Annotated in this window: 23 protein-coding genes; 15 read left to right on the top strand and 8 right to left on the bottom strand. The window is 63.7% G+C overall.

Annotated elements, in window-relative coordinates:
* Nucleotides 1-90 precede the first annotated feature (90 nt).
* Nucleotides 91-870, top strand: coding sequence for a peroxide stress protein YaaA (gene yaaA, locus ACIPZ8_RS10160; RefSeq protein WP_400722178.1), 780 nt, complete (start codon nt 91-93; stop codon nt 868-870).
* Here yaaA and ACIPZ8_RS10165 read toward each other — a convergent pair.
* The 4 genes from ACIPZ8_RS10165 to ACIPZ8_RS10180 form a co-directional block, all read right to left on the bottom strand.
* Nucleotides 855-1,190: a hypothetical protein gene (locus tag ACIPZ8_RS10165; protein WP_400722480.1), complete on the bottom strand. Its 336-nt coding sequence runs from the start codon at nt 1,188-1,190 to the stop codon at nt 855-857. The two genes, yaaA and ACIPZ8_RS10165, sit on opposite strands and share 16 nt — an antisense overlap.
* A complete protein-coding gene (locus tag ACIPZ8_RS10170; protein WP_400722181.1) occupies nt 1,151-1,816 on the bottom strand; it encodes an ABC transporter ATP-binding protein in 666 nt (221 codons plus the stop codon). Before ACIPZ8_RS10170 ends, ACIPZ8_RS10165 begins: the two co-directional genes overlap by 40 nt.
* Nucleotides 1,813-2,604: a hypothetical protein gene (locus ACIPZ8_RS10175; RefSeq protein ID WP_400722184.1), complete on the bottom strand. Its 792-nt coding sequence runs from the start codon at nt 2,602-2,604 to the stop codon at nt 1,813-1,815. Before ACIPZ8_RS10175 ends, ACIPZ8_RS10170 begins: the two co-directional genes overlap by 4 nt.
* An 88-nt stretch (nt 2,605-2,692) precedes the next feature.
* On the bottom strand, nt 2,693-3,133 hold the full coding sequence (locus ACIPZ8_RS10180; protein WP_400722187.1) for a hypothetical protein: 441 nt from the start codon (nt 3,131-3,133) through the stop codon (nt 2,693-2,695).
* Between the two features lie 931 nt (nt 3,134-4,064).
* Between ACIPZ8_RS10180 and ACIPZ8_RS10185 the strand changes: the two genes are divergently transcribed.
* The 14 genes from ACIPZ8_RS10185 (at nt 4,065) to ACIPZ8_RS10250 (ending at nt 21,482) form a co-directional block, all read left to right on the top strand.
* A complete protein-coding gene (locus ACIPZ8_RS10185) occupies nt 4,065-5,381 on the top strand; it encodes a nucleotide sugar dehydrogenase (protein WP_400722190.1) in 1,317 nt (438 codons plus the stop codon).
* A 74-nt stretch (nt 5,382-5,455) separates the two neighbouring features.
* Nucleotides 5,456-6,937 (top strand): glycosyltransferase family 2 protein, encoded by a 1,482-nt coding sequence (locus ACIPZ8_RS10190; protein WP_400722193.1) that lies wholly within the window; start codon nt 5,456-5,458, stop codon nt 6,935-6,937.
* Nucleotides 6,938-6,974: 37 nt separating this feature from the next.
* Nucleotides 6,975-8,141 (top strand): PilZ domain-containing protein, encoded by a 1,167-nt coding sequence (locus tag ACIPZ8_RS10195; RefSeq protein WP_400722196.1) that lies wholly within the window; start codon nt 6,975-6,977, stop codon nt 8,139-8,141.
* A 12-nt stretch (nt 8,142-8,153) separates the two neighbouring features.
* The gene (gene algK / locus ACIPZ8_RS10200; protein ID WP_400722198.1) at nt 8,154-9,581 is read left to right on the top strand and encodes an alginate biosynthesis TPR repeat lipoprotein AlgK; all 1,428 of its coding nucleotides are present in this window, start codon (nt 8,154-8,156) and stop codon (nt 9,579-9,581) included.
* Entirely contained in the window at nt 9,578-11,056 is a 1,479-nt protein-coding gene (locus ACIPZ8_RS10205; RefSeq protein ID WP_400722201.1) for an alginate export family protein, read from the top strand. The genes algK and ACIPZ8_RS10205 overlap by 4 nt, the downstream gene beginning before the upstream one ends.
* A gap of 16 nt (nt 11,057-11,072) precedes the next feature.
* Nucleotides 11,073-12,632, top strand: coding sequence for a mannuronan 5-epimerase AlgG (gene algG, locus ACIPZ8_RS10210; protein WP_400722204.1), 1,560 nt, complete (start codon nt 11,073-11,075; stop codon nt 12,630-12,632).
* Between the two features lie 13 nt (nt 12,633-12,645).
* Nucleotides 12,646-14,088, top strand: coding sequence for an alginate biosynthesis protein AlgX (locus ACIPZ8_RS10215; RefSeq protein ID WP_400722206.1), 1,443 nt, complete (start codon nt 12,646-12,648; stop codon nt 14,086-14,088).
* Between the two features lie 7 nt (nt 14,089-14,095).
* Nucleotides 14,096-15,199, top strand: a complete 1,104-nt coding sequence (locus ACIPZ8_RS10220) for a mannuronate-specific alginate lyase (protein ID WP_400722209.1) — start codon at nt 14,096-14,098, stop codon at nt 15,197-15,199.
* A gap of 94 nt (nt 15,200-15,293) precedes the next feature.
* Nucleotides 15,294-16,751 carry an MBOAT family O-acyltransferase gene (locus ACIPZ8_RS10225; RefSeq protein WP_400722212.1) on the top strand — a complete coding sequence of 486 codons (1,458 nt, stop codon included), beginning with the start codon at nt 15,294-15,296 and terminating at the stop codon, nt 16,749-16,751.
* A 10-nt stretch (nt 16,752-16,761) separates the two neighbouring features.
* Complete coding sequence (locus tag ACIPZ8_RS10230) at nt 16,762-17,919, top strand: alginate O-acetyltransferase (RefSeq protein ID WP_400722215.1); 1,158 nt, start codon at nt 16,762-16,764, stop codon at nt 17,917-17,919.
* Between the two features lie 20 nt (nt 17,920-17,939).
* Nucleotides 17,940-18,587 (top strand): alginate O-acetyltransferase AlgF, encoded by a 648-nt coding sequence (locus ACIPZ8_RS10235; RefSeq protein WP_400722218.1) that lies wholly within the window; start codon nt 17,940-17,942, stop codon nt 18,585-18,587.
* A gap of 35 nt (nt 18,588-18,622) precedes the next feature.
* Nucleotides 18,623-20,077, top strand: a complete 1,455-nt coding sequence (locus tag ACIPZ8_RS10240) for a mannose-1-phosphate guanylyltransferase/mannose-6-phosphate isomerase (protein ID WP_400722474.1) — start codon at nt 18,623-18,625, stop codon at nt 20,075-20,077.
* Between the two features lie 100 nt (nt 20,078-20,177).
* Complete coding sequence (locus ACIPZ8_RS10245; protein WP_400722221.1) at nt 20,178-20,642, top strand: multidrug transporter; 465 nt, start codon at nt 20,178-20,180, stop codon at nt 20,640-20,642.
* 15 nt (nt 20,643-20,657) lie between these two features.
* On the top strand, nt 20,658-21,482 hold the full coding sequence (locus ACIPZ8_RS10250; RefSeq protein ID WP_400722224.1) for an SDR family oxidoreductase: 825 nt from the start codon (nt 20,658-20,660) through the stop codon (nt 21,480-21,482).
* 129 nt (nt 21,483-21,611) lie between these two features.
* Here ACIPZ8_RS10250 and ACIPZ8_RS10255 read toward each other — a convergent pair whose 3' ends face one another.
* From ACIPZ8_RS10255 to ACIPZ8_RS10270, 4 genes are all read right to left on the bottom strand, one after another.
* Nucleotides 21,612-22,406 carry an SDR family NAD(P)-dependent oxidoreductase gene (locus ACIPZ8_RS10255; protein ID WP_400722227.1) on the bottom strand — a complete coding sequence of 265 codons (795 nt, stop codon included), beginning with the start codon at nt 22,404-22,406 and terminating at the stop codon, nt 21,612-21,614.
* Between the two features lie 155 nt (nt 22,407-22,561).
* Entirely contained in the window at nt 22,562-24,013 is a 1,452-nt protein-coding gene (locus ACIPZ8_RS10260) for an efflux transporter outer membrane subunit (protein WP_400722230.1), read from the bottom strand.
* Nucleotides 24,010-25,071: an HlyD family secretion protein gene (locus ACIPZ8_RS10265; protein WP_400722233.1), complete on the bottom strand. Its 1,062-nt coding sequence runs from the start codon at nt 25,069-25,071 to the stop codon at nt 24,010-24,012. Before ACIPZ8_RS10265 ends, ACIPZ8_RS10260 begins: the two co-directional genes overlap by 4 nt.
* 27 nt (nt 25,072-25,098) lie before the next feature.
* Nucleotides 25,099-26,640: an MFS transporter gene (locus ACIPZ8_RS10270; protein WP_400722236.1), complete on the bottom strand. Its 1,542-nt coding sequence runs from the start codon at nt 26,638-26,640 to the stop codon at nt 25,099-25,101.
* Nucleotides 26,641-26,648 lie beyond the last annotated feature (8 nt).

The following is a 26,648-nucleotide window of genomic DNA, read 5'->3' on the forward strand; positions in this document are numbered from 1 at the left end:
CGGCGATGGTCTGTGACTATTGTCGCCATAGTTTGGCGTAAGCGGCCGCGATCCGTAGAATTCCCCGCAACGATTCCAGGAGCCGACCCGATGCTGACGGTGATTTCCCCCGCCAAGACCCTCGACTACGACACCGCGCCGGTGACCGAGCGCTTCACCCTGCCGCAATACCTGGACGATTCCCAGGAACTGATCCTGCAGCTGCGCGAACTGTCGCCGGCGCAGATCAGCGAGCTGATGCACCTGTCCGACAAGCTCGCCGGCCTCAATGCCGCGCGCTTCGGCAGCTGGACCCCGGACTTCACCCAGGCCAACGCCAAGCAGGCGCTGCTGGCGTTCAAAGGTGACGTGTACACCGGCCTGGATGCCGAAACCCTCGGCGAGGACGATTTCAGCTATGCCCAGGAACATTTGCGCATGCTCTCCGGCCTGTACGGCCTGCTGCGCCCGCTCGACCTGATGCAGCCCTACCGCCTGGAAATGGGCACCAAGCTGGCCAATGCCCGCGGCAAGGACCTGTATGCCTTCTGGGGCACGCGCATCAGCGAATGGCTGAACCAGGCGCTGGCCGACCAGGGCGACGACCTGCTGCTGAACCTGGCCAGTAACGAATACTTCAGCGCGGTGAAACGCAGCGCGCTCAAGGGCCGGGTGATCAACGTCGACTTCAAGGACCTGAAGAACGGCCAGTACAAGATCATCAGCTTCTACGCCAAGAAGGCCCGCGGCATGATGAGCCGCTTCGTGATCCAGGAGCGGGTCAACGATCCGGAGCGGCTCAAGCAGTTCGACGTGCAGGGCTACTACTACAGTGCCGAGCAGTCGAAGGCCGATCATCTAGTGTTCCTGCGCGATCATCCAGCCGACTGATCGATGTCGGAGCCGCCTGGCGGCTCCGGCAGTATCAGCACGGAGCCACTCTCCAGCCCCTGTACTTCGACACCTTGCCCCCCCATCGAGCCCGGCGTGACCGGCACTTTGCGCGGTGCCTGGCGCTCGTCGGCCCGAAACAGCACATAGGTGCGCCCGGCCTCGTCCACCTGCAACGCCTGTGCAGGCACCACCATCGCCTGCTCCTGGCGGTGAAGCAACAGCGCCAACTGCGCGCTCATGCCCAGGCGCAAGCCCAGTTGCAGGGCCGTAGCCGGCTTCAGGCATCGAATACGCCACCATTGCGAACCAGCAGGCACCGGTCCATGCACCGCGCCATGGCCGGGTCATGCGTCACCATCAGCAGCGTCATGAACTGCTCACGGTTCAACGTCGTCAGCAGCCCAATGATGCCCCGCGCCGTGTCACCATCCAGGTTGCCGGTGGGCTCATCGGCCAGCAGAATCCGTGGTTCTGTAACCAAAGCCCTGGCAATTGCCACTCGCTGCCGCTGGCCGCCGGAGAGGTCGGCCGGGCGATACTTCGCACGAGGCTCCAGGCCGACTTTCTCCAACTGGACCTTGGCGATCTGCCGAGCCGAAGCCAGGCGGATGCCGCGGTAGCTCAACGGCAGCGCAACATTTTCCAGCACGGACAGCTGTGGCAGCAGGTTGAAACTCTGGAACACGAAACCAAGCAGGCGATTACGTGTAATTGCACGCTGATCGGCATCGGCTTGTGCCGCCTCATTTCCATCCAGTACCAGACGCCCATGACAGGGCTGGTCAAGGAGACCGATCAGGTTGAGTAGCGTGCTTTTGCCAGAGCCGGATGCACCGATGATGGCGCAGGATTGGCCAGCGGGGAGGGAAAACGATACGTCCTGGAGGACGGCTTCACCTCCCAGCCGACGTGTGACGCCGTGCAGGGAAATGATCGAGGTCATCCCTTGGTGCCCTCCTGGCCAATGGCATCAGAGGTGGGATCAAACGGCATTGAGGACGAGTTTTCTTCCGTTTTCCATTGTTTGGCAACGAGGTCGATCAATGACATATCGAATGCTTCGCCCTCTTCACCGTAGCGAGAGAGCATCATTCTGTAATCCATCTCCCAATTACCCAGAATCTGCGACTCTTCCATAGCCGGAAGCGCTCTGTAATACTCGATAATCTCGCGTACACCTTGTTCTACCCCTCCTGTTCGCTGGCGTTCACCTTCCATTTTTTGGGTTATGTAGACTGACCATTCCGATCGTCGACCTGCCAACTCCAATCGCGCAGCTCGGCGCTCATTTACAGTAAAGTCACTACCCTCATCATATGTAATCAAACTGAGTTGATCAGAGGACAAACCCGTAAATGGATTGGGACCTCGACCATTCGCGAAGTCGGTGGCTTGCTGAGCCCGCGCCAACAATTCCCTATCATCGGTGTCGGGCAAAAAGTTATCGTACGATGACTTGCTGAATGAGTAGCTGGCACCCGTCAGCTTTTCCAGCATGCGTGCAGCCAATGCCGACAGTTCGCTACGAGAAAGCTGACTGTCTCGAATCGCCGCGCGTTGCGCTGCAGCACTGAGCTGCAGAGAAAGGCTTGAAAGCTCCGAATTTTCTGGCTTACGGTCACTTTCAAGCGCTTTGACCTGTGACTCTTTCTCAACACTCGGGGCTCGCCTGACCGGCAGGGTCTCTGGCATTTGTCCTTTTGCGAAAACCGTATTTTTTGGAAGTTGCATATATCACCTCACCCGAAAATATCCGCCGTCCAGCAGCAACACGCAGTCCATTCAGATGCGTGCTACTGCCCAATCCAAATATGCAGAATTACTTCATAGTGAATTCAACTGACCATGAGTAGTCGGCATTGGTACGCGTGATGTTCGCAGTGCAGGTAGCCCCTCCGCTCGGTGTCGCCGTTTTAGTCCACTCCGGCTGTTTGATTCCCCCTGTTAAAACTCTCATCTGGAAGGTCGTCCCAAACGCGCAAGTCTTACCACCTAGCGTATAACGTACCATTGCTGCATTGACGTCAGGGCTTATCACACGCTGTACATCAAACGTGGTCTGCATCTTCGTCGCTACTTTATTGGCCGGCTTCGGAGTTGCTATCTGGTACGTGCTGCTTTCATTGGAGGTCACCATTTTCAGTACGGCGTCCTGCCCTCCGAGATTCTTGAACGTCACATTGACGTTCGGCCCCGCCTGCACCATGCCAACAAGCAGCAGCGATACCCCGCCGATCAGAACCTGTGTTGTCGTCTTCATACGCTTTCTCTCGTCTCTTCCATGTGATTGATGGATGAGACACCCGCGGTGGCCAGTGGCCCGAGGTTGCCCAAGACGCTCCTTCGTACATGAACAGCTCCACAGAGCGTCCAAAGGGGGTAACGGCAGTCGCTGGCAAAGCCTTAGCTTTCGTGAGGCCTTTGAGTGTTACCGGATATGTGCCAACCAATGCCCCATTGCAGGGCGATTGTAAAAAGCCACCAAGTCAATAATCAGGCGCCAAAAACTCGACAAGCGCCCTTCTATCGCCAAACGTCATAAGACCGTTCGTGCTTTTTTGACGAATTTTGAAAAATATTTTTTCATGCTGGCATAACAACACCTCGCTTCAGTCTCGTCCTTTATAACCGGGGGTGAAACTGTGACGTGCTATCAGTTTGAAAGTATTTGCTACTGAAAAATTATTTAGAAATCTTTCATCGAAGCGGAACCCGCTCAGGAACTTCTACAGCGGCCCATCGCTCATAGTGCCGTAACGAATTTCCTGCCCATGGGGTGTGAGAGATGACTTACAGATGACAACCGGCAGGTGACTAGCACCCGCCTCACAAAGTTAGACCGGTGCAACGGGTTACCCCGAAGGCCCCGTCCATGGAGGACAGACGCGCCCCTTAAAATTCGTCCTAGTGGTTGATTTCAAAGGATTTTTCCACTTGAAAGAACAAGCACAGCAGTGCGCCCGTTAGCGCATTGCAATAAAGACGGCTGCATGACAGGGCACGCCTTTTAAATACTGGCTTATTACTGCCAACTTTTAGTGCACAACTTTGTGCGCGACGGATTTATTCATGCCTGCGCTCGGCGAAGTGAGCAATTCGCCATGGATCCGTGCGCCCGAAAACTGTTGTTAATCAACCCAGTCCGGCTCTTCCCGGAGGAGCTGGCGTGATAAACACATGAGGTGATAGCGATGCGTATCAGCATCTTTGGTTTGGGTTATGTGGGTGCGGTCTGTGCGGGCTGCCTGACGGCGCGAGGCCATGACGTGATTGGTGTGGACGTGTCCAAGACCAAGATCGACCTGATCAATCAGGGCAAGTCGCCCATCGTCGAACCTGGCCTGGAAGCACTGCTGCAACAAGGCATCGCCAACGGCCGCCTGCGTGGCACCACCGACTTCGCCGAGGCCATCCGCGCCAGCGACGTGTCGATGATCTGCGTCGGCACCCCGAGCAAGAAGAATGGCGACCTGGGCCTCGAGTACATCGAGTCGGTGTGCCGCGAAATCGGCTATGTGCTGCGCGACAGCGAGCGCCGCCACACCATCGTGGTCCGCAGCACCGTGCTGCCGGGCACCGTGAAGAACGTGGTGATCCCGATTCTCGAAGACTGCTCGGGCAAGAAGGCCGGCGTCGACTTCGGCGTGGCCGTGAACCCGGAGTTCCTGCGTGAAAGCACCGCGATCAAGGACTACGACCAGCCGCCGATGACCGTCATCGGTGAACTGGACAAGGCCAGCGGCGACGTGCTGCAAGCCCTGTACGAAGAACTCGACGCACCGGTCATCCGCAAGCCGATCGAAGTGGCCGAGATGATCAAGTACACCTGCAACGTGTGGCACGCCACCAAGGTCACCTTCGCCAACGAGATCGGCAACATCGCCAAAGCCGTCGGCGTCGATGGCCGTGACGTGATGGACGTGGTCTGCCAGGACAAGGTGCTCAACCTGTCGCAGTACTACATGCGCCCTGGCTTCGCCTTCGGTGGCTCGTGCCTGCCGAAAGACGTGCGCGCCCTCACCTACCGCGCCGCGTCCCTCGATGTACGTGCACCGCTGCTCGACTCGCTGATGCGCAGCAACGAATCGCAGGTGCAGAACGCCTTCGAACTGATCGAAGCCCATGACAAGCGCAAGGTCGCCCTGCTCGGCCTGAGCTTCAAGGCCGGCACCGACGACCTGCGTGAGAGCCCGCTGGTGGAACTGGCCGAGCGCCTGATCGGCAAGGGCTACCAGCTGGACATCTACGACGAGAACGTCGAGTACGCCCGCGTCCACGGGGCGAACAAAGAGTACATCGAGTCGAAGATCCCCCACGTCTCGTCGCTGCTCAACGCCGACTTCCAGAAAGTCATCGACAACGCCGATGTCATCGTCCTGGGCAACCGTGACGAGCAGTTCCGCGCCCTTGCCCAGCAAGCGCCGGAAGGCAAGCAGGTGATCGACCTGGTCGGCTTCATGAGCAAGCCGACCTGCACCACCAGCCGTACCGAAGGCATCTGCTGGTAAGCCCTCGGCCGGGCAGCGGGGGCTTCCCCAACTCCGCTGCCCACCCTTTCCCGAATTCTCGACGGATGCTGAACATGCAAAGGCTCCAGACAGTGCTGTTGCAGTGCGCCGGGTGGCTGCTCTACATGAGCCTGCTCATGCTGATCGCCCTGGCCCTGCCAGCCGATATCTTCGACTCGCAGTCGAAGCACTTCATCTTCCTGGTCGGCGCAGTCGGCATCTGGCGCTATTCCATGGGCGCCACCCATTTCATCCGCGGCATGATCTTCCTCTACGGCGTATACCCGTACCTGCGCCGCAAGGTACAGAAGATGGGCGATGCCGCCGCACCGTCGCACGTGTACCTGATGGTCACCAGCTTCCGGATCGAAGCGCTGACCACCGCCCAGGTGTACAGCTCGGTGATCCGCGAGGCGATCGAATGCGGCTACCCCACCACCGTGGTCTGCTCGCTGGTGGAGATGTCCGATGAACTGCTGGTGAAGAGCCTGTGGGCCCGCTACAACCCGCCCGCACACGTCAAGCTGGACATCGTGCGTATCGCCGGCACCGGCAAGCGCGACGGCCTGGCCTATGGCTTCCGCGCCATCTCGCGGATGCTGCCGGACGAAAACGCCGTGGTCGCGGTGATCGACGGTGACACCGTGCTCGGCGAAGGCGTGGTGCGCAAGACCGTGCCGTGGTTCAAGCTGTTCCCCAACGTCGGCGGCCTGACCACCAACGAATTCTGCGAAGTGCGCGGCGGCTACATCATGAGCGAGTGGCACAAGCTGCGCTTCGCCCAGCGCCACATCAACATGTGCTCGATGGCCCTGTCCAAGCGCGTGCTGACCATGACCGGGCGCATGTCGATGTTCCGCGCCAGCGTGGTGACCAACCCCGAGTTCATCGCCGACGTCGAAAGCGACTCGCTGATGCACTGGCGCCTGGGCCGCTTCAAGTTCCTCACCGGTGACGACAAGTCCAGCTGGTTCAGCCTGATGCGCCTGGGCTACGACACCTTCTACGTGCCGGATGCTGCAATCAACACGGTCGAGCACCCGCCGGAGAAGAGCTTCCTCAAGGCCAGCCGCAAGCTGATGTACCGCTGGTACGGCAACAACCTGCGGCAGAACTCCCGCGCCCTGGGCCTTGGCCTGCGCCGCCTGGGCCTGTTCACCAGCATCGTGCTGTTCGACCAGCGCGTGTCGATGTGGACCAGCCTGCTCGGCCTGACCGTGGCGGTGATCGCCAGCCTCAAGTTCGGCATGGCCTACCTGCTGGTGTACCTGCTGTGGATCGGCATCACCCGCCTGATCCTCACCGTCATGCTGCTGTGCTCGGGCCACAACGTAGGCCCGGCCTACCCGCTGATTCTCTATTACAACCAGATCGTCGGCGCGCTGATGAAGATCTACGTGTTCTTCCGCCTCGACAAGCAGTCCTGGACCCGCCAACCGACTGCCCTCAAGCGTGACCTCGCCAGCTTTCAACAATGGTTCAACACCTGGTCCTCGCGGACCATGACCTTCTCGGCTGCCAGCATCTTCGTCGCTGTGCTGTTCATGGTCGTGTGAGCCCAACCCGGATCGGAACTAACAGGAACAAACCCAGATGAATACCGCCGTGAACGTCAACGTCGTGCATGAGTCCGAGGCCCAGCGCCAACACGCCCGGGTGCGCATCCCGGCCAAGCTGCGCTTCCTCGACAAAGAGCGCCAGGCCCACGATGTGAAGGTCGACGACCTCTCCGCCGGTGGCCTGAGCTTCCACACCAAACAGCCACTGTCGGTCGGTGAAGTGCTGCGCGGTCGCCTGCAGTTCACGGTCGACAACCTCGGCCTGTCGATGGACATCGAGTTCCAGGTGCGCGGCTACAACAGCGGCAGCGGCCGTACCGGCGCGCAGTTCCAGAACCTCGAACCCCGCGACATCGCCACCCTGCGCCACATCATCACCACCCACCTGTCGGGTGAACTGATCACCGTGGGCGACGTGCTCAGCACCCTGCAGCGCGACAACTTCACCAAGGCACGCAAGCAGAAGGATGGTGGCTCCGGGCTGTCCGCCTTCGGCCGCCTGAAAGCGGTGACCGTGACCCTCGGCGTGTTCGTGGTCGGCGTGGCCGCCTTCGGCTTCGTCGCCAAGTCACTGTATGGCATGTACTTCGTCAGCCATGCCGAAGCCGGCGTGGTCGCCGTGCCAACCACCACCGTCACCATGCCGCGCGACGGCACCGTCAACAGCCTGGCCGAAACCGGTGGGCAGATCGTCAAGGGCGCGCCGCTGGCCAGCTTCACCACCAGCATGCTGGACATGCTCAAGGGCAACCTGGACGACGCGCAGCTGGAGCCAGCGAAGATCGAGGAACTGTTCGGCAAGCAGCTCTCCGGCACCCTCACCAGCCCTTGCGATTGCGTGGTCGCCCGCCAGCTGGTGGACGACGGCCAGTACGCCGCCAAAGGCCAGCCGATCTTCCAGCTGGTGCCGCGCACCACCACCCCGATGGTCGAGGCACGCTTCAGCTACCGCCAGTTCGACGAGGTCAAGCCAGGCACCCGGGTCAACTTCCAGGTGGCCGGCGAAGACGAAGTGCGCACCGGCCAGATCGTCAGCAGCGCCAGCCTCAACAGCGATGACCTGGCCTCCGACATCCGCGTGCAGATCAAACCCGACAGCGCCATGCCAGCCGAACTGGCCGGGCGCCCTGCCGCGGTCAACAGCGACCGTGGCCCTTCGCTGAACTGGCTGATCGACAAAGCCGTGGCCCGTGGTCTGTAAGAGGATCCCGAGATGATTTCCCATAAGAAAAGCGCAAGCCTGGGCCTCTGTGCCCTGGCTGCGGCGGTCGCCCTGGCCGGCTGTGCGGGCCTGCCCGACCAGCGCCTGGCCAACGAAGCCATGAAGCGCGGCGACACCGCGCTGGCCGAGCGCAACTACAAGGCCCTGGCCGACCTCGGCTACAGCGACGCGCAAGTGGGCCTGGCCGACATCAAGGTGGCCACCCGTGACCCGGCGAAAATCCGCGAAGCCGAAGCCACCTACCGCGCTGCCGCCTCCACCTCGCCGCGTGCCCAGGCGCGCCTCGGCCGCCTGCTGGTGGCCAAGCCCGACAGCACCCAGGCCGAGCGTGAAGAAGCCGAGACCCTGCTCAAGCTCGCCGCCAGGCAAGGTGAAAGCAACACCCTGATCCCGCTGGCAATGCTTTACCTGACCTACCCGCAGAGCTTCCCCAAGGTCAACGCACAGCAGCAGATCGACCAGTGGCGCGCCGCCGGCAACCCGGAAGCGGGCCTGGCCCAGGTGCTGCTGTACCGCACCCAGGGCACCTACGACCAGCACCTGGGCGACGTCGAGAAAATCTGCAAGGCCGCGCTGAACACCACCGACATCTGCTACGTCGAGCTGGCCACCGTGTACCAGAAGCGCGGCCAGGCCGATCAACAGGCCGCCCTGCTCGGCCAGCTCAAGTCCGCCTATGCCCGTGGTGCGGTGCCGGCCACGCGGGTCGACAGTGTCGCCCGCGTGCTGGCAGACCGCAGCCTAGGTCAGACCGACGAAAAAACCGCCAAGGACCTGCTCGAGCAGGTCGCCCCGGCCAACCCGGCGTCCTGGGTCAGCCTGGCGCAGCTGCTGTACGACTTCCCCGAACTGGGCGACACCAACCAGCTGATGGCCTACATCGACAAGGGCCGCGAAGCCGAACAGCCACGCGCCGAACTGCTGCTGGGCCGCCTGTACTACGAAGGCAAGACCTTGCCCGCCGACGCGGTAAAGGCCGAGCAACACCTGCAGGCCGCCGCCGACGCTGGCGAAATCAGCGCCCACTACTACCTCGGCCAGCTGTACCGCCGCGGCTACCTGGGCAAGGTCGAGCCGCAGAAGGCTGTGGACAACCTGCTGGCCGCCGCCCGTGGCGGCCAGAACAGCGCCGACTACGCCCTCGCCCAGCTGTTCAGCGAAGGCCATGGCATCCGCCCGCAACCGGGCAACGCCTGGGTATTCGCCCAGCTGGCCCAGGCCAACCCGACGCCACAGTCCAGCGAACTGCTGCAACAGCTCGACCAGCAACTCACGCCTGACCAGCGCAGCCAGGCGCAGAGCCTGCTGGCGCAGGAAAAGCAGGCCCGCGGCAGCATGATCCAGGGCGCCAACAGCACCCTGGCCCTCGAAGCCCTGCAAGACGACGAAAAAGAAGTAGAAGGTGAGGACTCGCTATGACGCTCAATCCATTCGTGAAAGCCGGCATCGGCCTGAGCTTCGCCCTGCTGTGGTCCTGCCCGACCTTGGCGGACATGACCGCCCAGAAGAATTTCGGCCTGGATGTGAAGATCACCGGCCAGTCGGAAGACGACCGTGACCTCGGTACCCGTCCTGGCGGCGACGTCAACGGCCTGGGCCTCGACCTGCGCCCGTGGGTCTACGGCGAACGCGGCAACTGGAGCGCCTATGCCATGGGCCAGGCGGTTGCGGCCACCGACACCATCGAAACCGACACCCTGCGCCAGAACGACGACGGCACCACCACCGACACCGGCGACGACAGCCGCAAGCCGGACAAGAGCTACCTGGCCATGCGCGAGTTCTGGGTCGGCTACAGTGGCCTCACCGCCTACCCAGGCGAGCAGCTGCGCCTCGGCCGCCAGCGCCTGCGCAGCGACGACGGCATGTGGCGCGACACCAACATCGAAGCACTGAACTGGACCTTCGACACCACCCTGCTCAAGGCCGACCTGGGCGTGGCCCAGCGCTTCAGCGAATACCGCACCGACCTCACCGAGCTGGCACCGGAAGACAAGGACCGCACGCACATCTACGGCAACGTCGCCAAGCAGTGGACCCCTGGCCATTGGGTGGGTGTACGCGCCCATCACACCCATGACAGCGGCAGCCTGAAGAACCCGGGCGAAACCGTCGACGCGCTGGACAAGACCCGCACCGGCGACCTCACCTGGCTGGGCCTGGAGGCCAACAGCGACGCCTACAACTGGCGCAACGACCACACCGTCAACTACTGGGGCAGCGTCACCTGGCTGACCGGTAACCGCGACACCCTGAGCTCCCAGCTGGTCGGTGACGACCAGGTCGCCACCGGCAAGCAGAGCGGCGACGTGAACGCCTGGGCCACCGACCTCGGCATCCGCCTGCGCCTGGACCCGCAATGGCAGGTCGGTGCGGCCTACGCCCGCGGCAGCGGCGGCGGTGGCGACGACGGTTCGAACAACTTCGAGCAGACCGGCCTTGAGAGCAACCGCTCCAACTTCACCGGCACCCGCTCGCGCGTACACCGCTTCGGCGAAGCCTTCCGCGGCGAGCTGGGCAACCTGCAGGCGGCCACCCTGTTCGCCTCCTGGCAGCTGCGCGACGACTACGACGCCAGCCTCATCTACCACAAGTTCTGGCGCGTCGACGGTAACCAGAACATCGGTTCCAGCGGTATCAACGCGGTGGTCGACGACAACGGCGTGAACCGCCAACTGGTCGATGGCGAAAAAGACCTCGGCCAGGAAATGGACGTGGTCGTCACCAAGTACTTCAAGCAAGGCCTGCTGCCGGCTTCGATGAGCCAGGCGATCGACGAGCCTTCCGCCCTGGTACGCCTGCGTGCCGGTGTGTTCAAGCCGGGTGACGCCTACGGCAAGGAAGCGGACTCGTACATGCACCGCGCCTTCGTCGACGTGATCTGGCGCTTCTGAGGCCGGGAGACCCCTGATGAACCTTCACCCGCACATCCGTCACAGCCTCCTGGCCAGCGCCTTGCTGCTGGCCAGCGGCCTGGCCGCGGCCGCAGAACCCCAGGTGATCGCCAAGGAGCTGCAGCAGGCCAAGACCTACACCGTGGCCAGCGCACCGATCGAACCACTGCAGATGGACCCGCCGAAACTGCCCGACCTGACCGGCTACACCGTCGCAGCGGTGCAGAAGAAGATCGACCGCCGCCACAAGGGCAAGGTCAGCGTGCGCCGCATGTTCCAGGAGGACACCCTCAAGGAATTCGTCGGCGGCGACAACAAGGCCGCCGAGTGGGTGCAGCGCCAGCATGGCATTCCCCAGGCGATCTTCGTCGATGACGGCCATGTCGACCTGGTCGAGCTGAGCAAGAAGGTGCCCAGGCAGTACCTCAGCGAAGTCGAACCGGGCGTGTACCTGGCGCGCCTGCCGATCGTGGTCGGGCAGAAGGGCATTCTCGAGATCGACGGCAAGGTCAAGCAACTGCGCCTGTCCCAGGAAGGCGGCGCGTTCCTGGTCAACGACGGCAAGCTGTTCGTCACCGACACCCAGGTGACCGGCTGGCGCGAGAAGGACAACGGCCCGGCGACCTTCCGCTCACCCAAGGAATTCCGCCCGTTCCTGCTGTCGTGGGGCGGTACCGAGACCTACATCGTCAACACCAGGATGGCCAGCTTCGGCTATGCCAAGTCCAAGTCGTACGGCGTGAGCATCTCGCAGTACACACCGAACATGTCTCAGCGCATGGGCCGCGCGGAACCGACCGGCTGGATCATCGGTTCGACGTTCAGTGACATGTGGTACGGCTTCTACTGCTACGAGACCTCCGACTTCGTGGTCAAGGACAACACCTACCACGACAACATCGTCTACGGCATCGACCCGCACGACCGTTCGCACCGCCTGATCATCGCCGGCAACACCGTGTACGGCACCAAGAAGAAGCACGGCATCATCGTTTCCCGTGAGGTCAACGACAGCTGGATCATCAACAACAAGAGCTACGACAACAAGCTCTCCGGCGTGGTGATCGACCGTAACAGCGTCAACAACCTGGTGGCCTACAACGAGATCTACCGCAACCACACCGACGGCATCACCTTGTATGAGAGCGGTGACAACCTGATCTGGGGCAACAAGCTGATCAACAACCGTCGCCACGGCATCCGCGTGCGCAACAGCGTGAACATCCGCCTGTACGAGAACATCGCCATGGCCAACGGCCTGGTCGGCGTGTACGGGCACATCAAGGACCTGTCCGACACCGACCGCGATATCGCCCTCGACCCGTTCGACACCAAGGTGTCGCTGATCGTGGTCGGCGGCGAACTGTCAGCCAACGGCTCCGGCCCGCTGTCGATCGACTCGCCGCTGTCGGTCGAGTTGTACAAGGTGTCCATGCTCGCCCCGCGCAAGGCCAACGGCATCAGCCTCAACGGCGTGCTCGGCGAGCGCCAGGACGAAATCCTCGACCTGCTGGTGCGCCAGCAGAAGGCCGTGCTGATCGACCCGGTCGAACGCCAGACCGAAATGATCGATTAAGGAAGCCCAGACCATGACTCCACACCTGATGAAACTGCTGGGCCTGTCTGCCGCCCTCCTGGCCATCAGCCAGGGCGTGCGCGCCGACCAAGTGAAGGCCCCGACCTTCAGCGCCGAGCCTTGCTGCCAGCTGTGCCCCGAAGCGCATGACGCCAGCCGCTACACCACCCGCTACCAGCAGAACTTCACCACGCTGGTGCAGGCCCAGGGCGACTGGCTGTTCCGGACCCGCGAAGACCTGCGCACCGAGTTCAACACCACGCCGGCCGGCTACAAGCGCCTGCAGCAGGTGCACGACGCGTTCAAGAAGCGCGGTGTGGAACTGGTCGTGGTCTACCAGCCAACCCGCGGCCTGGTGAACCGCAACATGCTCAAGCCCGAAGAGAAAGCCGCCTTCGACTACCAGAAGGCACTGGGCAACTACCAGGCCATGCTCAAGCGCTTCGCCAGCATGGGCTACAACGTGCCCGACCTGTCGCCGCTGACCAACGAGCAGCTGGCCGCCGCCGACCAGGGCAAGGATTTCTACTTCCGCGGTGACCAGCACTGGACGCCCTACGGCGCCGAGCGCGCGGCGAAGATCGTGGCCGACACCGTGCACAAGATGCCGGCCTTCGAAGGCATCCCGCGCAAGGAATTCGAAACCCACAAGTCCGGGCGCATGGGCAAGACCGGCACCCTGCACAACGTGGCCGGCCAGCTCTGCGGCACCAGCTACGCGGTGCAGTACATGGACCAGTTCGCCACCGAGCCGAAAGGCTCGACCGGCGGCGGCGACGACCTGTTCGGCGACAGCGGCAATGCCCAGATCACCCTGGTCGGCACCAGCCACAGCGGCAAGAACTACAACTTCTCCGGCTTCCTCGAGCAGTACATCGGCGCCGACGTACTCAACGTCGCCTTCCCCGGTGGCGGCCTGGAAGGCTCGATGATCCAGTACCTGGGCAGCGAGGAGTTCCAGAAAAACCCACCGAAGATCCTCATCTGGGAATTCTCGCCGCTGTACCGCCTGGACCAGGAAACCATCTGGCGGCAGATCCTCGGCCTGCTCGACGACGGCTGCGACGATCGCCCGGCGCTGATGAGCGCCAGCACCACCCTCAAACCTGGCAAGAACGAGCTGATGGTCAACGGCAAGGGCGGTGTGATCAAAGACCTGATCAACCGCAACCTGCAGATGGACGTCAAGTTCGAGGACCCGTCAGTCAAGGTACTGCAGGCAACCCTGTGGTACCTCAATGGCCGCCACGAAGACATCAAGCTGGAAAAACCGGAGACCTCCGACACCGACGGCCGCTTCGTCTTCCAGATGCGTGAAGACGAGGACTGGGCCAGCCAGAGCCTGCTGGCCTTTGAGATCCAGGGCCCGGAACAAGGCACCCAGAAAGTCGAGGCCAAGCTCTGCAAACGCAACAACTTCGCCGTGCCCGCGCAGACCGCGCAGGCCGGCCAGTGAGGCGATCATGACCCTACTCAAGCGAATCTTCAGCCCCGCCCTGCTCACCCTCGCGATGTTCGGCGGTGCCGCGCATGCCGCGCTGGTGCCCCCGCAGGGTTACTACGAGGGCATCGAGAAGCTGAAGACCGGTGACGGCAACTTCCGCTGCGCACCGGCACCCAAGCCATACACCGGCGCGCTGCAGTTCCGCAGCAAGTACGAAGGCTCGGACAAGGCCCGGGCAACGCTCAACGTCGCCTCGGAAAAAGCCTTCCGCAAGTCCACCGAAGACATCACCACGCTCGAGAAGGGCGTGAGCAAGATGGTCGGCCAGTACATGCGTGACGGTCGCCCGGCGCAGCTCGATTGCACCCTGGCCTGGCTCGGGACCTGGGCACGCGCCGATGCACTGCTGTCCACCGACTACAACCACACCGGCAAGTCCATGCGCAAATGGGCGCTGGGCAGCATGAGCGGCTCGTGGCTGCGCCTGAAGTTCTCCAACTCGCAGCCGCTGGCCGCGCACCAGGCCGAAGCCGAGCTGATCGAGAAGTGGTTCGCCCGCCTCGCCGAACAGACCGTGCGCGACTGGAGCGACCTGCCGCTGGAGAAGATCAACAACCACAGCTACTGGGCAGCCTGGTCGGTGATGGCCACCGCCGTGGCCACCGACCGCCGCGACCTGTTCGACTGGGCGGTGAAGGAATACAAGATCGGCGCCAACCAGGTCGACGACCAGGGCTTCCTGCCCAACGAGGTCAAACGCAAGCAGCGCGCCCTGGCCTATCACAATTACGCCTTGCCGCCGCTGGCGATGATCGCCAGCTTCGCCCAGGCCAACGGCGTGGACCTGCGCGCCGAAAACAACTTCGCCCTGCAACGCTTGGGCGAAGGCGTGCTGGCCGGTGCCCGCGACCCAAGCCACTTCAAGGCGCGCGCCGGCGAGAAGCAGGACCTCACCGACCTCAAGGTCGACAGCAAGTACTCCTGGCTCGAACCCTGGTGCGCGCTCTATCACTGCGTTGGCGACACCCTGCAGCGCAAGCAGCACATGCAGCCGTTCAACAGCTTCAGGCTCGGCGGCGACATGACCCGGGTCTACGACCCGAGCGCGGAATCGAAGAAATAACGCGCCCCCGCGGGGGCTAGGTCCCCCCACCTTTTGCGTGGGGGGTTTGGGGGGCGCTGTGCCCCGGATGCTGTGAACAAAAAGGAGAACCGGGATGGTCTTCTCGTCCAACGTGTTCCTGTTCCTGTTCTTGCCGGTCTTCCTCGGCCTGTACTACTTGAGCGGGCAACGCTATCGCAACCTGCTGCTGCTGGTCGCCAGCTACATCTTCTACGCCTGGTGGCGGGTCGACTTCCTCGCCCTGTTCGCTGGCGTGACCCTGTGGAACTACTGGATCGGCCTGAAAGTCGGCGCCGCCGGCGTGCGCACCAAGCCGGCCCAGCGCTGGCTGCTGCTCGGCGTCGGCGTGGACCTGGCGATCCTCGGCTACTTCAAGTACGCCAACTTCGGCGTCGACAGCCTCAACGCGATCATCACCTCGTTCGGCCTCGAGCCGTTCATCCTTACCCACGTGCTGCTGCCAATCGGTATCTCGTTCTACATCTTCGAGTCGATCAGCTACATCATCGACGTGTACCGCGGCGACACCCCGGCCACCCGCAACCTGATCGACTTCGCGGCGTTCGTGGCGATCTTCCCGCACCTGATCGCCGGCCCGGTGCTGCGCTTCAAGGACCTGGTCGACCAGTTCAACAACCGCACCCACACCCTGGACAAGTTCTCCGAAGGCTGCACCCGCTTCATGCAGGGCTTCATCAAGAAAGTGTTCATCGCCGACACCCTGGCGGTGGTCGCCGACCATTGCTTCGCGCTGCAGAACCCGACCACCGGCGACGCCTGGCTCGGCGCCCTGGCTTATACCGCGCAGCTGTACTTCGACTTCAGCGGCTACAGCGACATGGCCATCGGCCTGGGCCTGATGATGGGCTTCCGCTTCATGGAGAACTTCAAGCAGCCGTACATCAGCCAGTCGATCACCGAGTTCTGGCGGCGTTGGCACATCAGCCTGTCGACCTGGCTGCGCGACTACCTGTACATCACCCTGGGCGGCAACCGCAAAGGCACCTTCAACACCTACCGCAACCTGTTCCTGACCATGCTGCTGGGCGGCCTGTGGCACGGTGCCAACTTCACCTACATCATCTGGGGCGCCTGGCACGGCATGTGGCTGGCGATCGAGCGGGCGCTGGGCATCGACACCAACCCGCAGCGCTTCAACCCGGTCAAGTGGGCCTTCACCTTCCTGCTGGTGGTGGTCGGCTGGGTGATCTTCCGCGCCGAGAACCTGCACGTCGCCGCCCGCATGTACGGCGCCATGTTCAGCTTCGGCGAGTGGCAGCTGTCGGAACTCAACCGCGCCCAGCTCACCGGCCTGCAGGTGGCAACCCTGGTGATCGCCTACCTCACCCTGGCGTTCTTCGGCCTGCGCGACTTCTACCGCAATGCCAAGCCCACGCCCAAGGCCTCGCCGGTGCAGGTCAACGCCGATGGTTCGATCGGCCTGGACTGGACCCGGGTGATGACCCGCGCCCTGATCCTGCTGCTGTTCGTGGCCTCGATCCTCAAGCTTTCGGCGCAGAGCTACTCGCCGTTCCTGTACTTCCAGTTCTGAGGTGGATGACATGACCCGGACATTACGCGTCACCTATTCCCTGTCGTTCCTCGGCCTGCTGGTAGGCATGGGCGCCTGGTCCACCGGTGGCTTCGAGAGCTTCCACCGTACCGAGCAGATGACCCTGCTCAACGGCAAGCTGGCCAAGGCCGCCGAGACCCACTACGACGACCAGTTCCCGATCAAGCGCCTGGGTACCAACCTCTGGGCCGCGCTGGACTTCAAGCTGTTCAACGAGGGCCGCCCGGGCGTGGTGCTGGGCCGCGACCAATGGCTGTTCAGCGACGAAGAATTCAAGCCCACCGCCGGCGCCGAGCAGTTGATGCAGGACAACCTGGCGCTGATCCGCGGCGTGCGCGACACCCTGCAGCAGCACGGCAGCCAGCTGGTGCTGGCGATCATCCCGGCCAAGGCGCGGGTGTATTCCGAATACATCGGCAAGGAGCAACCGGCCAGCCTGCACGATGACCTGTACAACCGGTTCCACGCCCAGGCGCGCCAGGCCAACGTGTTCGCCCCCGACCTGATGGCCGCACTGGAACAGGCCAAGGCCCGCGGCCAGGTGTTCCTGCGCACCGATACCCACTGGACGCCGATGGGCGCCGAAGTGGCGGCTCAGGCGCTGGCCGAAGCGGTCAGCCGCCAGAGCCTGCTCAATGGCGAGCCGCAGACCTTCATCACCGAAGCTGGCAGCACTACCCCGTACAAGGGCGACCTGACCAACTTCCTGCCTCTGGACCCGCTGTTCAGCAACCTGCTGCCGACCCCGGACAACCTGCAGCAACGCACGACCCGGCCGGCGGAAGCCGAAGGCGACGGCGACGACGCCCTGTTCGCCGACAGCCAGATCCCGGTCGCCCTGGTGGGCACCAGCTATAGCGCCAACCCGCACTGGAACTTCCTCGGTGCGCTGCAGCAGGCACTGCACAGCGACGTCGCCAACTACGCCGAAGACGGCCACGGCCCGCTGCTGCCGATGCTCAAGTACCTGCAGAGCGATGCCTTCAAGAACGCCGCACCACAAGTGGTGGTGTGGGAATTCCCCGAACGTTATCTGCCAATGACCAACGACCTCAGCAGCTTCGACCCGCAGTGGATCGCGCAGCTGAAGAACGCCCGTAAATCCGAAGAAAACCTGGCCTTGTCGTCCACCCGGACGAATCACTGATCGATAGAGAGGAAATGCACATGACTACCAAGACTTCCATTGCCAAAGCCCTCACCCTCGCGGCCGGCCTTTCCCTTGCTTCCCTGCAGGCCTTCGCCGGTGCCGATGCCGCACTGTACGGCCCGAGCGCACCGAAAGGTTCGAGCTTCGTGCGCCTGTTCAACGCCGCCAGCGCACCAGCTGCAGCCAGCGTCGGCAACACCCAGATCAAGCAGGTTGGCGCCCAGGCCAGCAGCGACTTCAGCTTCCTGCCGGGCGGCGACTACACCGCCCAGGTCGGCGGCAAGAGCGTGCCGGTGAAGCTGGCCGCGGACAAGTACTACACCCTGGTCAACAGCACCAGCGGCACCCCGCAGTTGATCGAAGAACCACCGTTCAAGAACAAGCAGAAAGCCCTGGTGCGCGTGCAGAACCTCAGCGACCAGGCAGTGACCCTGAAGACCGCCGACGGCAAGACCGAAGTGGTGCCGTCGGTGGCCACCAAGGGCCGTGGCGAGCGTGAAATCAATCCGGTCAAGGTCAACCTGGCCTTGTTCGAAGGCAACAAGAAAGTCAGCGACCTGAAACCGGTCGCCCTGGAGCGTGGCGAAGCGGCCGTGCTGTACGTAACGGGTTCCGGCAGCAACTTGTCGCCGGTGTGGGTAACTCGCCCCGTGGCTAGCAACTGATCCCCCTGCCTCATAACGACTATTGGAGAAACATGATGATCCCGGTAATTCTTTCTGGTGGTAGCGGTTCCCGTCTGTGGCCTCTGTCGCGCAAGCAGTTCCCCAAGCAGTTCCTGGCGCTGACCGGTGAACACACGCTGTTCCAGCAGACCATCGAGCGCCTGCGCTTCGAAGGCATGGACACCCCGATCGTGGTCTGCAACAAGGACCACAAGTTCATCGTTCAGGAGCAGCTCGCGGCCCTGAAACTGGAAACCCAGGGCATCCTGATGGAGCCGTTCGGCCGCAATACCGCGCCGGCGGTGGCCATGGCGGCCATGAAGCTGGTCAACGAAGGGCGCGACGAGCTGATGCTGGTGCTGCCTGCCGACCATGTGATCGATGACCAGAAGGCCCTGCAACGTGCCCTGGCCTTGGCCACCGTGGCCGCCGAGCGCGGCGAGATGGTGCTGTTCGGTGTGCCGGCAACCAAGCCGGAAACCGGCTACGGCTACATCCGTTCCAGCCAGGACGCCCTGCTGCCCGAAGGCGTGGCCCGGGTCGCCCAGTTCGTCGAGAAGCCCGACGAGAAGCGCGCCGCCGAGTTCGTCGCCGCCGGTGGCTACTTCTGGAACAGCGGCATGTTCCTGTTCCGCGCCAGCCGCTTCCTCGAAGAACTGAAGAAGCACGATGCGGACATCTACGACACCTGCGTGCTGGCCCTGGAGCGCAGCGATGAAGACGGCGATGTGCTGAGCATCGACGAAGCCACCTTCGAATGCTGCCCGGACAACTCCATCGACTACGCGGTGATGGAAAAGACCCAGCGTGCCTGCGTGGTGCCGATGTCGGCCGGCTGGAGCGATGTGGGCTGCTGGTCGTCGCTGTGGGAAGTGCACGACAAGGACGCCGACGGCAACGTCACCAAGGGCGACGTGGTGGTGCAGGACAGCCGCAACTGCATGATCCACGGCAACGGCAAGCTGGTGTCGGTGATCGGCCTGGAAAACATCGTCGTGGTCGAGACCAAGGACGCGATGATGATCGCCCACAAGGACAAGGTCCAGGGCGTCAAGCAGATGGTCAAGACCCTTGACGAGCAAGGCCGCAGCGAAACCCAGAACCACCTGGAAGTGTATCGCCCGTGGGGCTCGTACGACTCGGTGGACATGGGCGGCCGCTTCCAGGTCAAGCACATCACAGTGAAGCCGGGCGCCAGCCTGTCGTTGCAGATGCACCACCACCGTGCCGAGCACTGGATCGTGGTATCCGGCACCGCCGAGGTGACCTGTGACGAGAACGTGTTCCTGCTCACCGAGAACCAGTCGACCTACATTCCGATCGCCTCGATCCACCGCTTGCGTAACCCGGGCAAGATCCCGCTGGAGATCATCGAGGTGCAGTCCGGCAGCTACCTGGGCGAGGATGACATCGAGCGCTTCGAAGATGTGTATGGGCGTACCTCGACGCCGATCGAGCGTGGCGTTTCGGTGAAGACCATCGCGCAGTAAGCAATACCCAAGGGGCCGCCAATGCGGCCCCTTCCTTTTGAGGCCAGCCCGATTTGGCGCTACGATGGTCAGACCTGCGCAACCAAGGTCTGCCTGCCCCATGATCATCGGTGCCTTTCTCATCCTCACCTGGCTGGTGCTGCTGTTGCGCTACCCGGCCAAGGCCTTGCCGATTTCGCTGGCTGCCTTCTGCGGCCTGGGCCTGGTAGCCCTGATGGTGTTCTGGCAGGACAGCCGCGAAGCCTCCCAGCTGGCGCGCCTGGATCTGCGCCTGACCTATGCACCCGAACACTGCCCCGCCGACCGCGCCCTGCAAGTGCACATGAAGAACGGCAACAAGGCGCCGCTGACGGAGCTTCGCTGGCGGGTGGCGGCGTATGCGCCGGGTGATACCGTGAACCTGGCGGAAAATACCTACAATGCACCGCGGTACCGTGGCCCGGGTGAACTGCAGCCGGGCGCCGAGTGGAAAGACTGCCTGCCACTGCCGCCGCTGCGCTCCGGTTACCGGCCGCAGACTCTGGAGTTTCGCGCTGAACATCTGCAAGGCTCATTCGCCAATTAATCGAAGGCTTACTTGATGACCACCGTCCTGATCACCGGTTGCTCCAGCGGCATCGGCCGCGCCCTGGCCGACGCCTTCCGCGATGCCGGCCATGAAGTCTGGGCCACGGCCCGCAAGCTCGAAGATGTCGAGCAACTGTCCGCCGCCGGTTTCACCGCACGGCAACTGGACGTCAACGACAGCGATGCACTCAGGTGCCTGGCCGATGAGCTGGAAGCACAAAACGGGCGCCTCGACATCCTGATCAACAACGCCGGCTACGGCGCCATGGGCCCGCTGCTCGATGGCGGCGTCGAGGCGCTGCGCCAGCAGTTCGAGACCAACGTGTTCGCGGTGGTCGGGGTCACCCGCGCACTGTTCCCGCTGCTGCGCCGTGGGCGCGGGTTGGTGGTGAATATCGGCAGTGTATCGGGCGTGCTGGTCACGCCGTTCGCCGGGGCCTACTGCGCGTCCAAGGCGGCCGTGCATGCCTTGAGCGATGCCCTGCGCCTGGAGCTGGCGCCGTTCGGTATCCAGGTGATGGAAGTGCAGCCGGGAGCGATTGCCTCGCAGTTCGCCAGCAATGCCCAGCGCCAGGCGGATCAGGTACTGGCAGCGGACTCGGCGTGGTGGCCGCTGCGCGAGCATGTGCGGGCGCGGGCGCGGGCCTCGCAGGACAAGCCGACGTCGGCGGCTGAGTTTGCCCAGGGTGTGTTGGCGGCGGTGGGCAAGTCGCCGGTGCCGGCGGTGGTGCGGTTGGGCAATGGCAGCACGGCATTGCCATTGATGGCCCGCTTGCTACCTACACGGTTGCTGGACTGGGCGCTGCGCAAGCGCTTCGGGCTCCTGCGCCCGCTTTGAGTCATTGATTGCCTGTACCGGCCCTTCGCGGCTAAAGCCGCTCCTACAGGGACGGCGCCGCCCTCGGGCTCGGTGCTATCCCTGTAGGAGCGGCTTTAGCCGCGAAGGGCCGGTACAGGCAGCAGGGGATCAGGCGATGGAGCGCAGCACCCCGCCATCCACCCGCAAGGCAGCCCCGGTAGTCGCACTGGCCTGCATCGACGCCAGATAAACCACCATGTTGGCCACCTCCTCCACCGTCGCCAGCCGCTTGATCAGCGAAGTCGGCCGATGTTCGGCGAGGAAATTGGCCTCCAGCTCATCGCTGGAAACACCCTGCTCCTGCGCCAGCTTGGCAAAGAAGTCGCCCACGCCTTCCGAGCGGGTCGGCCCCGGCAGCACCGAGTTCACGGTCACCCCGGTACCGGCCAAGGTTTCAGCCAAACCACGGGAAACCGCCAACAGCGCCGTCTTGGTCATCCCGTAATGAATCATCTCGGTCGGGATCTGCAACGCCGACTCGCTGGACAGGAAGATCACCCGCCCCCAGTTGCGCTCGGCCATGCCTTGGGCGTAGTGGCGCGACAGGCGCACGGCACTGAGCACGTTGACATCGAAGAAACGCTGCCAGTCGGCATCGTCGATCTCGAAGAACGGCTTGGGCTCGAAGATGCCGAGGTTATTGACCAGGATGTCGGTGTGCGGCACCTGGTCGAACAGCTGCTGTGCACCCTCTTTCGTGCTCAGGTCGGCGGCGATGCCGATGATACGCGCTTGCGGCAGACGCTCGCGCACGGCCTTGAGCGCTTCGTCGACGCGGGCCTGGGTGCGGCCGTTGAGTACCACTTCGGCGCCCGCCTCGGCCAGGCCGATAGCGATGGCCAGGCCAATGCCGGCGGTAGAGCCGCTGACGATGGCGCGCTTGCCGTTCAAGGAAATGTGCATCTGTGCTCCCTCATCTGTCTGGGAAATCGCCGGGGCTGCTTTGCAGCCCATCGCAGGCAAGCCAGCTCCCACAGGTAATGCGCAGTACCTGAGACCCACGCTGTACCTGTGGGAGCTGGCTTGCCTGCGATGGGCCGCAAAGCGGCCCCCGGCCTCTATGCTTTTTTCGGCGGTTGCTCGTCGAACGCCTGCCAGCCACCGCCGAGGGCCTTGTACAGCCCCACCAGCGCCTGCGACACCGCGGCAGAACTGTCGATCCACTGCTCTTCGCTGGCCAGCAACGCACCCTGTACGGTCAGCACGTTGAGAAAGTCCACTGCCCCTTCCACATACTGGCGCTGGGCGGTCTCCAGGGCGATGCGGTTCTGCCGGACTGCTTCGGCCAGGTGATCGCGACGCAACTGGCTGGCGTTGTAAAGGCGTAGCACATCGTCGATTTCGTGCCAGGCGCCGAGCACCACCTTGCGGTAGTTCAGCGCTGCCTCCTGCTGCTGCGCCTCGCGCAGTTCCAGGGTGCCCTTGAGCCGCCCACCCTCGAAGATCGGCAGTGACAGCTGCGGGCCGAAGGCAAAGCGACGCGAATCCCAGCCGCCGAAATCGGCCAGTTGCAGGGCCTGGAAGCCGACGTTGCCGGACAGGCGGATACTGGGATAGAAGTCGGCCTGGGCAACACCGATGCTCGCAGTGGCGGCATGCAGGCGCGCTTCGGCCTGGCGGATGTCCGGGCGGCGCTCGGCCAGCTCGGACGGCAAGCCGATGGCGAACGTCTGCTGCGGTGCCGGCAGCTCCCCCCCCTGCAGCAACTCGTCCTGCAGGCTGCGCGGCGGTTCGGCGGCAAGCAGGCTGAGGGCGTTGATCAGGTCGTCGCGCCGGGCTTCAAGGCTTGGCAGGCGCGCCTCGATGGACGCCACCTGGGCGCTGGCCTGGGCCACGTCGAGACGGGTGGCGACACCTTCGGCCTGACGGTCCTGGGAAAGCTTCAGGCTGTGCTCGGCGACCTTGAGGTTGTCGCGGGTCACGTCCAGGGTGTGCTGCACGGCGCGCAGCTGAATGTAGTTGCCGGCGGTTTCCGCGAGCAGCGCCAGCAGCACGCCGCGGCGGTCGTTCTCGGCCACTTCCACGGTGGCATCGGCCGCTTCCACCTGGCGCCGCACGCGGCCCCACAAGTCCAGCTCCCAACCCGCCACCAGGTCGCCCTGCCAAAGGTTGAAGGCCTCTTTGCCCGCCTTGCCCGACGGGTCGCTCAGGCCTTCGGCACTGTTGCGAGCGCGGCTGTAGCCAGCGTTGACGCCCACCGACGGTGATTCGTCGGCCGCCACCGTGCTACGCAGGGCGCGGCTTTGCAGCAGCCGGGCACTGGCCATCTGCAGGTCGAGGTTGTTATCGGCCACGCGCTGGATCAACGCACTCAAGCGGGCATCATGAAAGGTTTCCCACCAGCGCAGTTCCAGCGGTTCGGCTTGTGGCTGGCTGGCAGCGGCCTCGCCTTGCAGCGCCGCCCATTGTTGCGGCGCCTGGCTGTCCGGGCGCTGGAAGTCCGGCCCCAGCGTGCAGCCGGCCATCAGCACGGCCAGCAACAGCGGGCTCAAGCGTACGGCAGGTTTCATCGGGCGCTCACCTCTTTGCCGGCCAGCTTGTCGCCGTGGGTGTCGATGGTCGCTTCTACCGACATGCCCACGCGCAGGCGTTCGAGCAGCGGCTGACCGTCATCGAAGACGATCTTCACCGGAATGCGTTGCACCACCTTGGTGAAGTTGCCGGTGGCGTTGTCCGGCTTCACCGCAGCGAAGGTCACGCCAGTGGCCGGGGCGATGCTTTCGACATGGCCTTTGAGGGTTTCACCTGAGAAGGTGTCGACGCTGATGCTGACCGGTTGGCCGGGTTGCACATGGGTCAGCTGGGTTTCCTGGAAGTTGCCGACCACATAGGCATGCTGCAGCGGCACCACCGAGAGCAGGCGTGCGCCCGGGTTGACGAAGGCGCCGACGCGCAGCGCCCGCTCACCGACCATGCCATCGACCGGCGCGGTGATGCGCGTGTAGGACAGGTCCAGCTGGGCCTTCTCCAGGCCGGCCTCGGCACGCTTCAACTGGCCATCGGCACTGGCTACCTGGGCCGTGAGGATGTCCACCTGCTTGCGTGTCGCCACCAGCGCCGCCTGGGCGTTGGCCAACCGTGCGCGGGCCTGGTCGACCCGGCTGCGCGCCTGCTGGGCGTTCTGCACGGTGCCTGCGCCCTGCTCGGCCAGGCGGCTGTAGCGGTTGACCTCATGGTCGGCGAACGCTGCTTCAGCCTGGGCCGCCGTCACCGCCGCCTGAGCCTGGGCAATCAGTGCGGCCTGGCGCTCCAGGGTGGCGCGGGCATCGGCGCTCTGCGCCTTGGCCACCAGCAGTTGGGCCTGGGCAGCATCCAGCGCAGCCTGGTAATCGCGGGAATCGATGGTCGCCAGCAACTGCCCGGCCTGCACCTGCTGGTTGTCTTCGACCAGCACTTCCTTGATGAAGCCGGCGACCTTGGGTGCGACCACGGTGTAATCGGCGATCACGTAGGCATCGTTGGTACGCTGCCGGTGGTCGCTGCCGAACAGCCAGGGGCCGACGATACCGGCCAGCACGGCCACGGCGAGCACCGAGCCGATGAGAAGGGTCTTGCGGTGGTTGGTCATGTTCAGTGTCTCGAATTCATCCAGGGTTCAGGCCACCGCGCGCGGCGGATAGACCCGGGTAGGCACGAAAGGAATCAGGCAGATCAACGCCATGGCGATGCAGGCCATGACCAGGTAAAGGTCGGCTGAAGTCAGCACCAGCGCCTGGTCATGGATACGCTTGGCAAGGCCGGCGGCGTTGTCGTCGATCAGCGGGGCATTGCCCAGGTTGTCCACCAGGTGGTTGGAATGAAAGTGCCGGCGCAGGGTGCCCAAGGCATCCAGCAGGCCACCGGCAATCACAGCGGCCAGGCCTTTGACGGTGTTGAACCAGCTGGAGGCGAACGGGCCTTCCTGCGGGCTCATGCCGTTGGTGGAAAGCATCAGCAGCGGTAGCACGGCCATTGGCTGGCCAAATACCTGCAACAGGTAGAACGGGTAGAAGTCGCCACGGATCCACTCGCTGGTCAGCAAGCTGCTCCCCACGCACGACACCGCCAGCATGGCCAGGCCGATGGCCAGCACCCAGCGGCAGTCCACCGCACGGATGTTGCACAGTGCTGCAGTCAGCGGCAGGGCAATCAACTGCGGCATGGCCACCAGCAGCATCAGCGGGCTGGTCTGCGCCGGGCGGTAGCCCTGGATCTGCGCCAGGTACGCCGATGGAATACTGCCCACGCCGGACAACACGATCAGCACGCCGGCCAGGGTCAGCAGGGCGAAGCTGAGGTTGCGCCGCTGCAGCATGCGCAGCTGGAAGAACGGCAGCGGCTCGGACCATTCGTTGAACATGAACAGCACCAGCAGCAGCACGCCACCGCCCAGCAACCAGCAGATCAGCGGCGAATCGAACCAGCCCCAGCGGTCACCCAGGGACAGGCCGAGGACGATGCCGCTGATGGCCGGCAGGCCAAGCAACACACCGCGCCAGTCGAACTGCTTGAAGCGCTCCAGGCGCAGCGGGTCCTGCGGCAGGCCCCAGCCGACGCAGAACATGGCCAGTGCCGAGGGCAGGATGATTTGCCAGAACGCCCACTGCCAGCCGACGTACTCCGTCCACAGGCCAGCCAGCGGCGTGCCGAGGTTGGGCCCGAAGGTGGCGGTCAGGGCGTAGCAGGCCAGGCCGTAGACCTTGATGCCAGGGGGCAGGAAACGCAGCGCCACGCTCATCAGCATCGGCGGCAAGGCGCCCGAGGCGAAGCCCTGGAGCACGCGCAGCAGCATCAGGCTGTGCAGGTTGGGAGCAAAGGGTTGCAGCAGCCCGAGCACGGCGAACAGGCCGACTGCGCTCATGGTGAAGCGACGCAGGGAAAAGGTCGTGGCCAGCCACGGCGCGAAGGCCATGGCCGAGACCGAAGCGGCGCTGTACACCGCCAGCAGCCAGGCCCCTTCGTCGGCACCGATGCCCATGGCACCGCGGATGTCGGCGAGGGAAATCTTGGTGACCGACTCGTTGAGACCGGCACACAGCACGGCCAGCAATACACCGAACAGCCCGACCACCACCCGCAGGCCGAACGCCGTCTGCACAGGCGCGGCCGGCGCGGGGGCGGCGGCAATCGCGGCAGAAGGGGCGGACAGGGAACTCATGGGCAGAC

It is taken from the genome of Pseudomonas sp. NPDC089422 (assembly GCF_044749405.1).
Taxonomy (GTDB): domain Bacteria; phylum Pseudomonadota; class Gammaproteobacteria; order Pseudomonadales; family Pseudomonadaceae; genus Aquipseudomonas.

What these genes read in the sequence shown, in the direction of transcription:
- yaaA (WP_400722178.1), top strand. Translation starts at nt 91, where the DNA reads ATGCTGACGGTGATTTCCCCCGCCAAGACCCTCGACTACGACACCGCG.
- ACIPZ8_RS10170 (WP_400722181.1), bottom strand. Translation starts at nt 1,816, where the DNA reads ATGACCTCGATCATTTCCCTGCACGGCGTCACACGTCGGCTGGGAGGT.
- ACIPZ8_RS10175 (WP_400722184.1), bottom strand. Translation starts at nt 2,604, where the DNA reads ATGCAACTTCCAAAAAATACGGTTTTCGCAAAAGGACAAATGCCAGAG.
- ACIPZ8_RS10180 (WP_400722187.1), bottom strand. Translation starts at nt 3,133, where the DNA reads ATGAAGACGACAACACAGGTTCTGATCGGCGGGGTATCGCTGCTGCTT.
- ACIPZ8_RS10185 (WP_400722190.1), top strand. Translation starts at nt 4,065, where the DNA reads ATGCGTATCAGCATCTTTGGTTTGGGTTATGTGGGTGCGGTCTGTGCG.
- ACIPZ8_RS10190 (WP_400722193.1), top strand. Translation starts at nt 5,456, where the DNA reads ATGCAAAGGCTCCAGACAGTGCTGTTGCAGTGCGCCGGGTGGCTGCTC.
- ACIPZ8_RS10195 (WP_400722196.1), top strand. Translation starts at nt 6,975, where the DNA reads ATGAATACCGCCGTGAACGTCAACGTCGTGCATGAGTCCGAGGCCCAG.
- algK (WP_400722198.1), top strand. Translation starts at nt 8,154, where the DNA reads ATGATTTCCCATAAGAAAAGCGCAAGCCTGGGCCTCTGTGCCCTGGCT.
- ACIPZ8_RS10205 (WP_400722201.1), top strand. Translation starts at nt 9,578, where the DNA reads ATGACGCTCAATCCATTCGTGAAAGCCGGCATCGGCCTGAGCTTCGCC.
- algG (WP_400722204.1), top strand. Translation starts at nt 11,073, where the DNA reads ATGAACCTTCACCCGCACATCCGTCACAGCCTCCTGGCCAGCGCCTTG.
- ACIPZ8_RS10215 (WP_400722206.1), top strand. Translation starts at nt 12,646, where the DNA reads ATGACTCCACACCTGATGAAACTGCTGGGCCTGTCTGCCGCCCTCCTG.
- ACIPZ8_RS10220 (WP_400722209.1), top strand. Translation starts at nt 14,096, where the DNA reads ATGACCCTACTCAAGCGAATCTTCAGCCCCGCCCTGCTCACCCTCGCG.
- ACIPZ8_RS10225 (WP_400722212.1), top strand. Translation starts at nt 15,294, where the DNA reads ATGGTCTTCTCGTCCAACGTGTTCCTGTTCCTGTTCTTGCCGGTCTTC.
- ACIPZ8_RS10230 (WP_400722215.1), top strand. Translation starts at nt 16,762, where the DNA reads ATGACCCGGACATTACGCGTCACCTATTCCCTGTCGTTCCTCGGCCTG.
- ACIPZ8_RS10235 (WP_400722218.1), top strand. Translation starts at nt 17,940, where the DNA reads ATGACTACCAAGACTTCCATTGCCAAAGCCCTCACCCTCGCGGCCGGC.
- ACIPZ8_RS10240 (WP_400722474.1), top strand. Translation starts at nt 18,623, where the DNA reads ATGATCCCGGTAATTCTTTCTGGTGGTAGCGGTTCCCGTCTGTGGCCT.
- ACIPZ8_RS10245 (WP_400722221.1), top strand. Translation starts at nt 20,178, where the DNA reads ATGATCATCGGTGCCTTTCTCATCCTCACCTGGCTGGTGCTGCTGTTG.
- ACIPZ8_RS10250 (WP_400722224.1), top strand. Translation starts at nt 20,658, where the DNA reads ATGACCACCGTCCTGATCACCGGTTGCTCCAGCGGCATCGGCCGCGCC.
- ACIPZ8_RS10255 (WP_400722227.1), bottom strand. Translation starts at nt 22,406, where the DNA reads ATGCACATTTCCTTGAACGGCAAGCGCGCCATCGTCAGCGGCTCTACC.
- ACIPZ8_RS10260 (WP_400722230.1), bottom strand. Translation starts at nt 24,013, where the DNA reads ATGAAACCTGCCGTACGCTTGAGCCCGCTGTTGCTGGCCGTGCTGATG.
- ACIPZ8_RS10265 (WP_400722233.1), bottom strand. Translation starts at nt 25,071, where the DNA reads ATGACCAACCACCGCAAGACCCTTCTCATCGGCTCGGTGCTCGCCGTG.
- ACIPZ8_RS10270 (WP_400722236.1), bottom strand. Translation starts at nt 26,640, where the DNA reads ATGAGTTCCCTGTCCGCCCCTTCTGCCGCGATTGCCGCCGCCCCCGCG.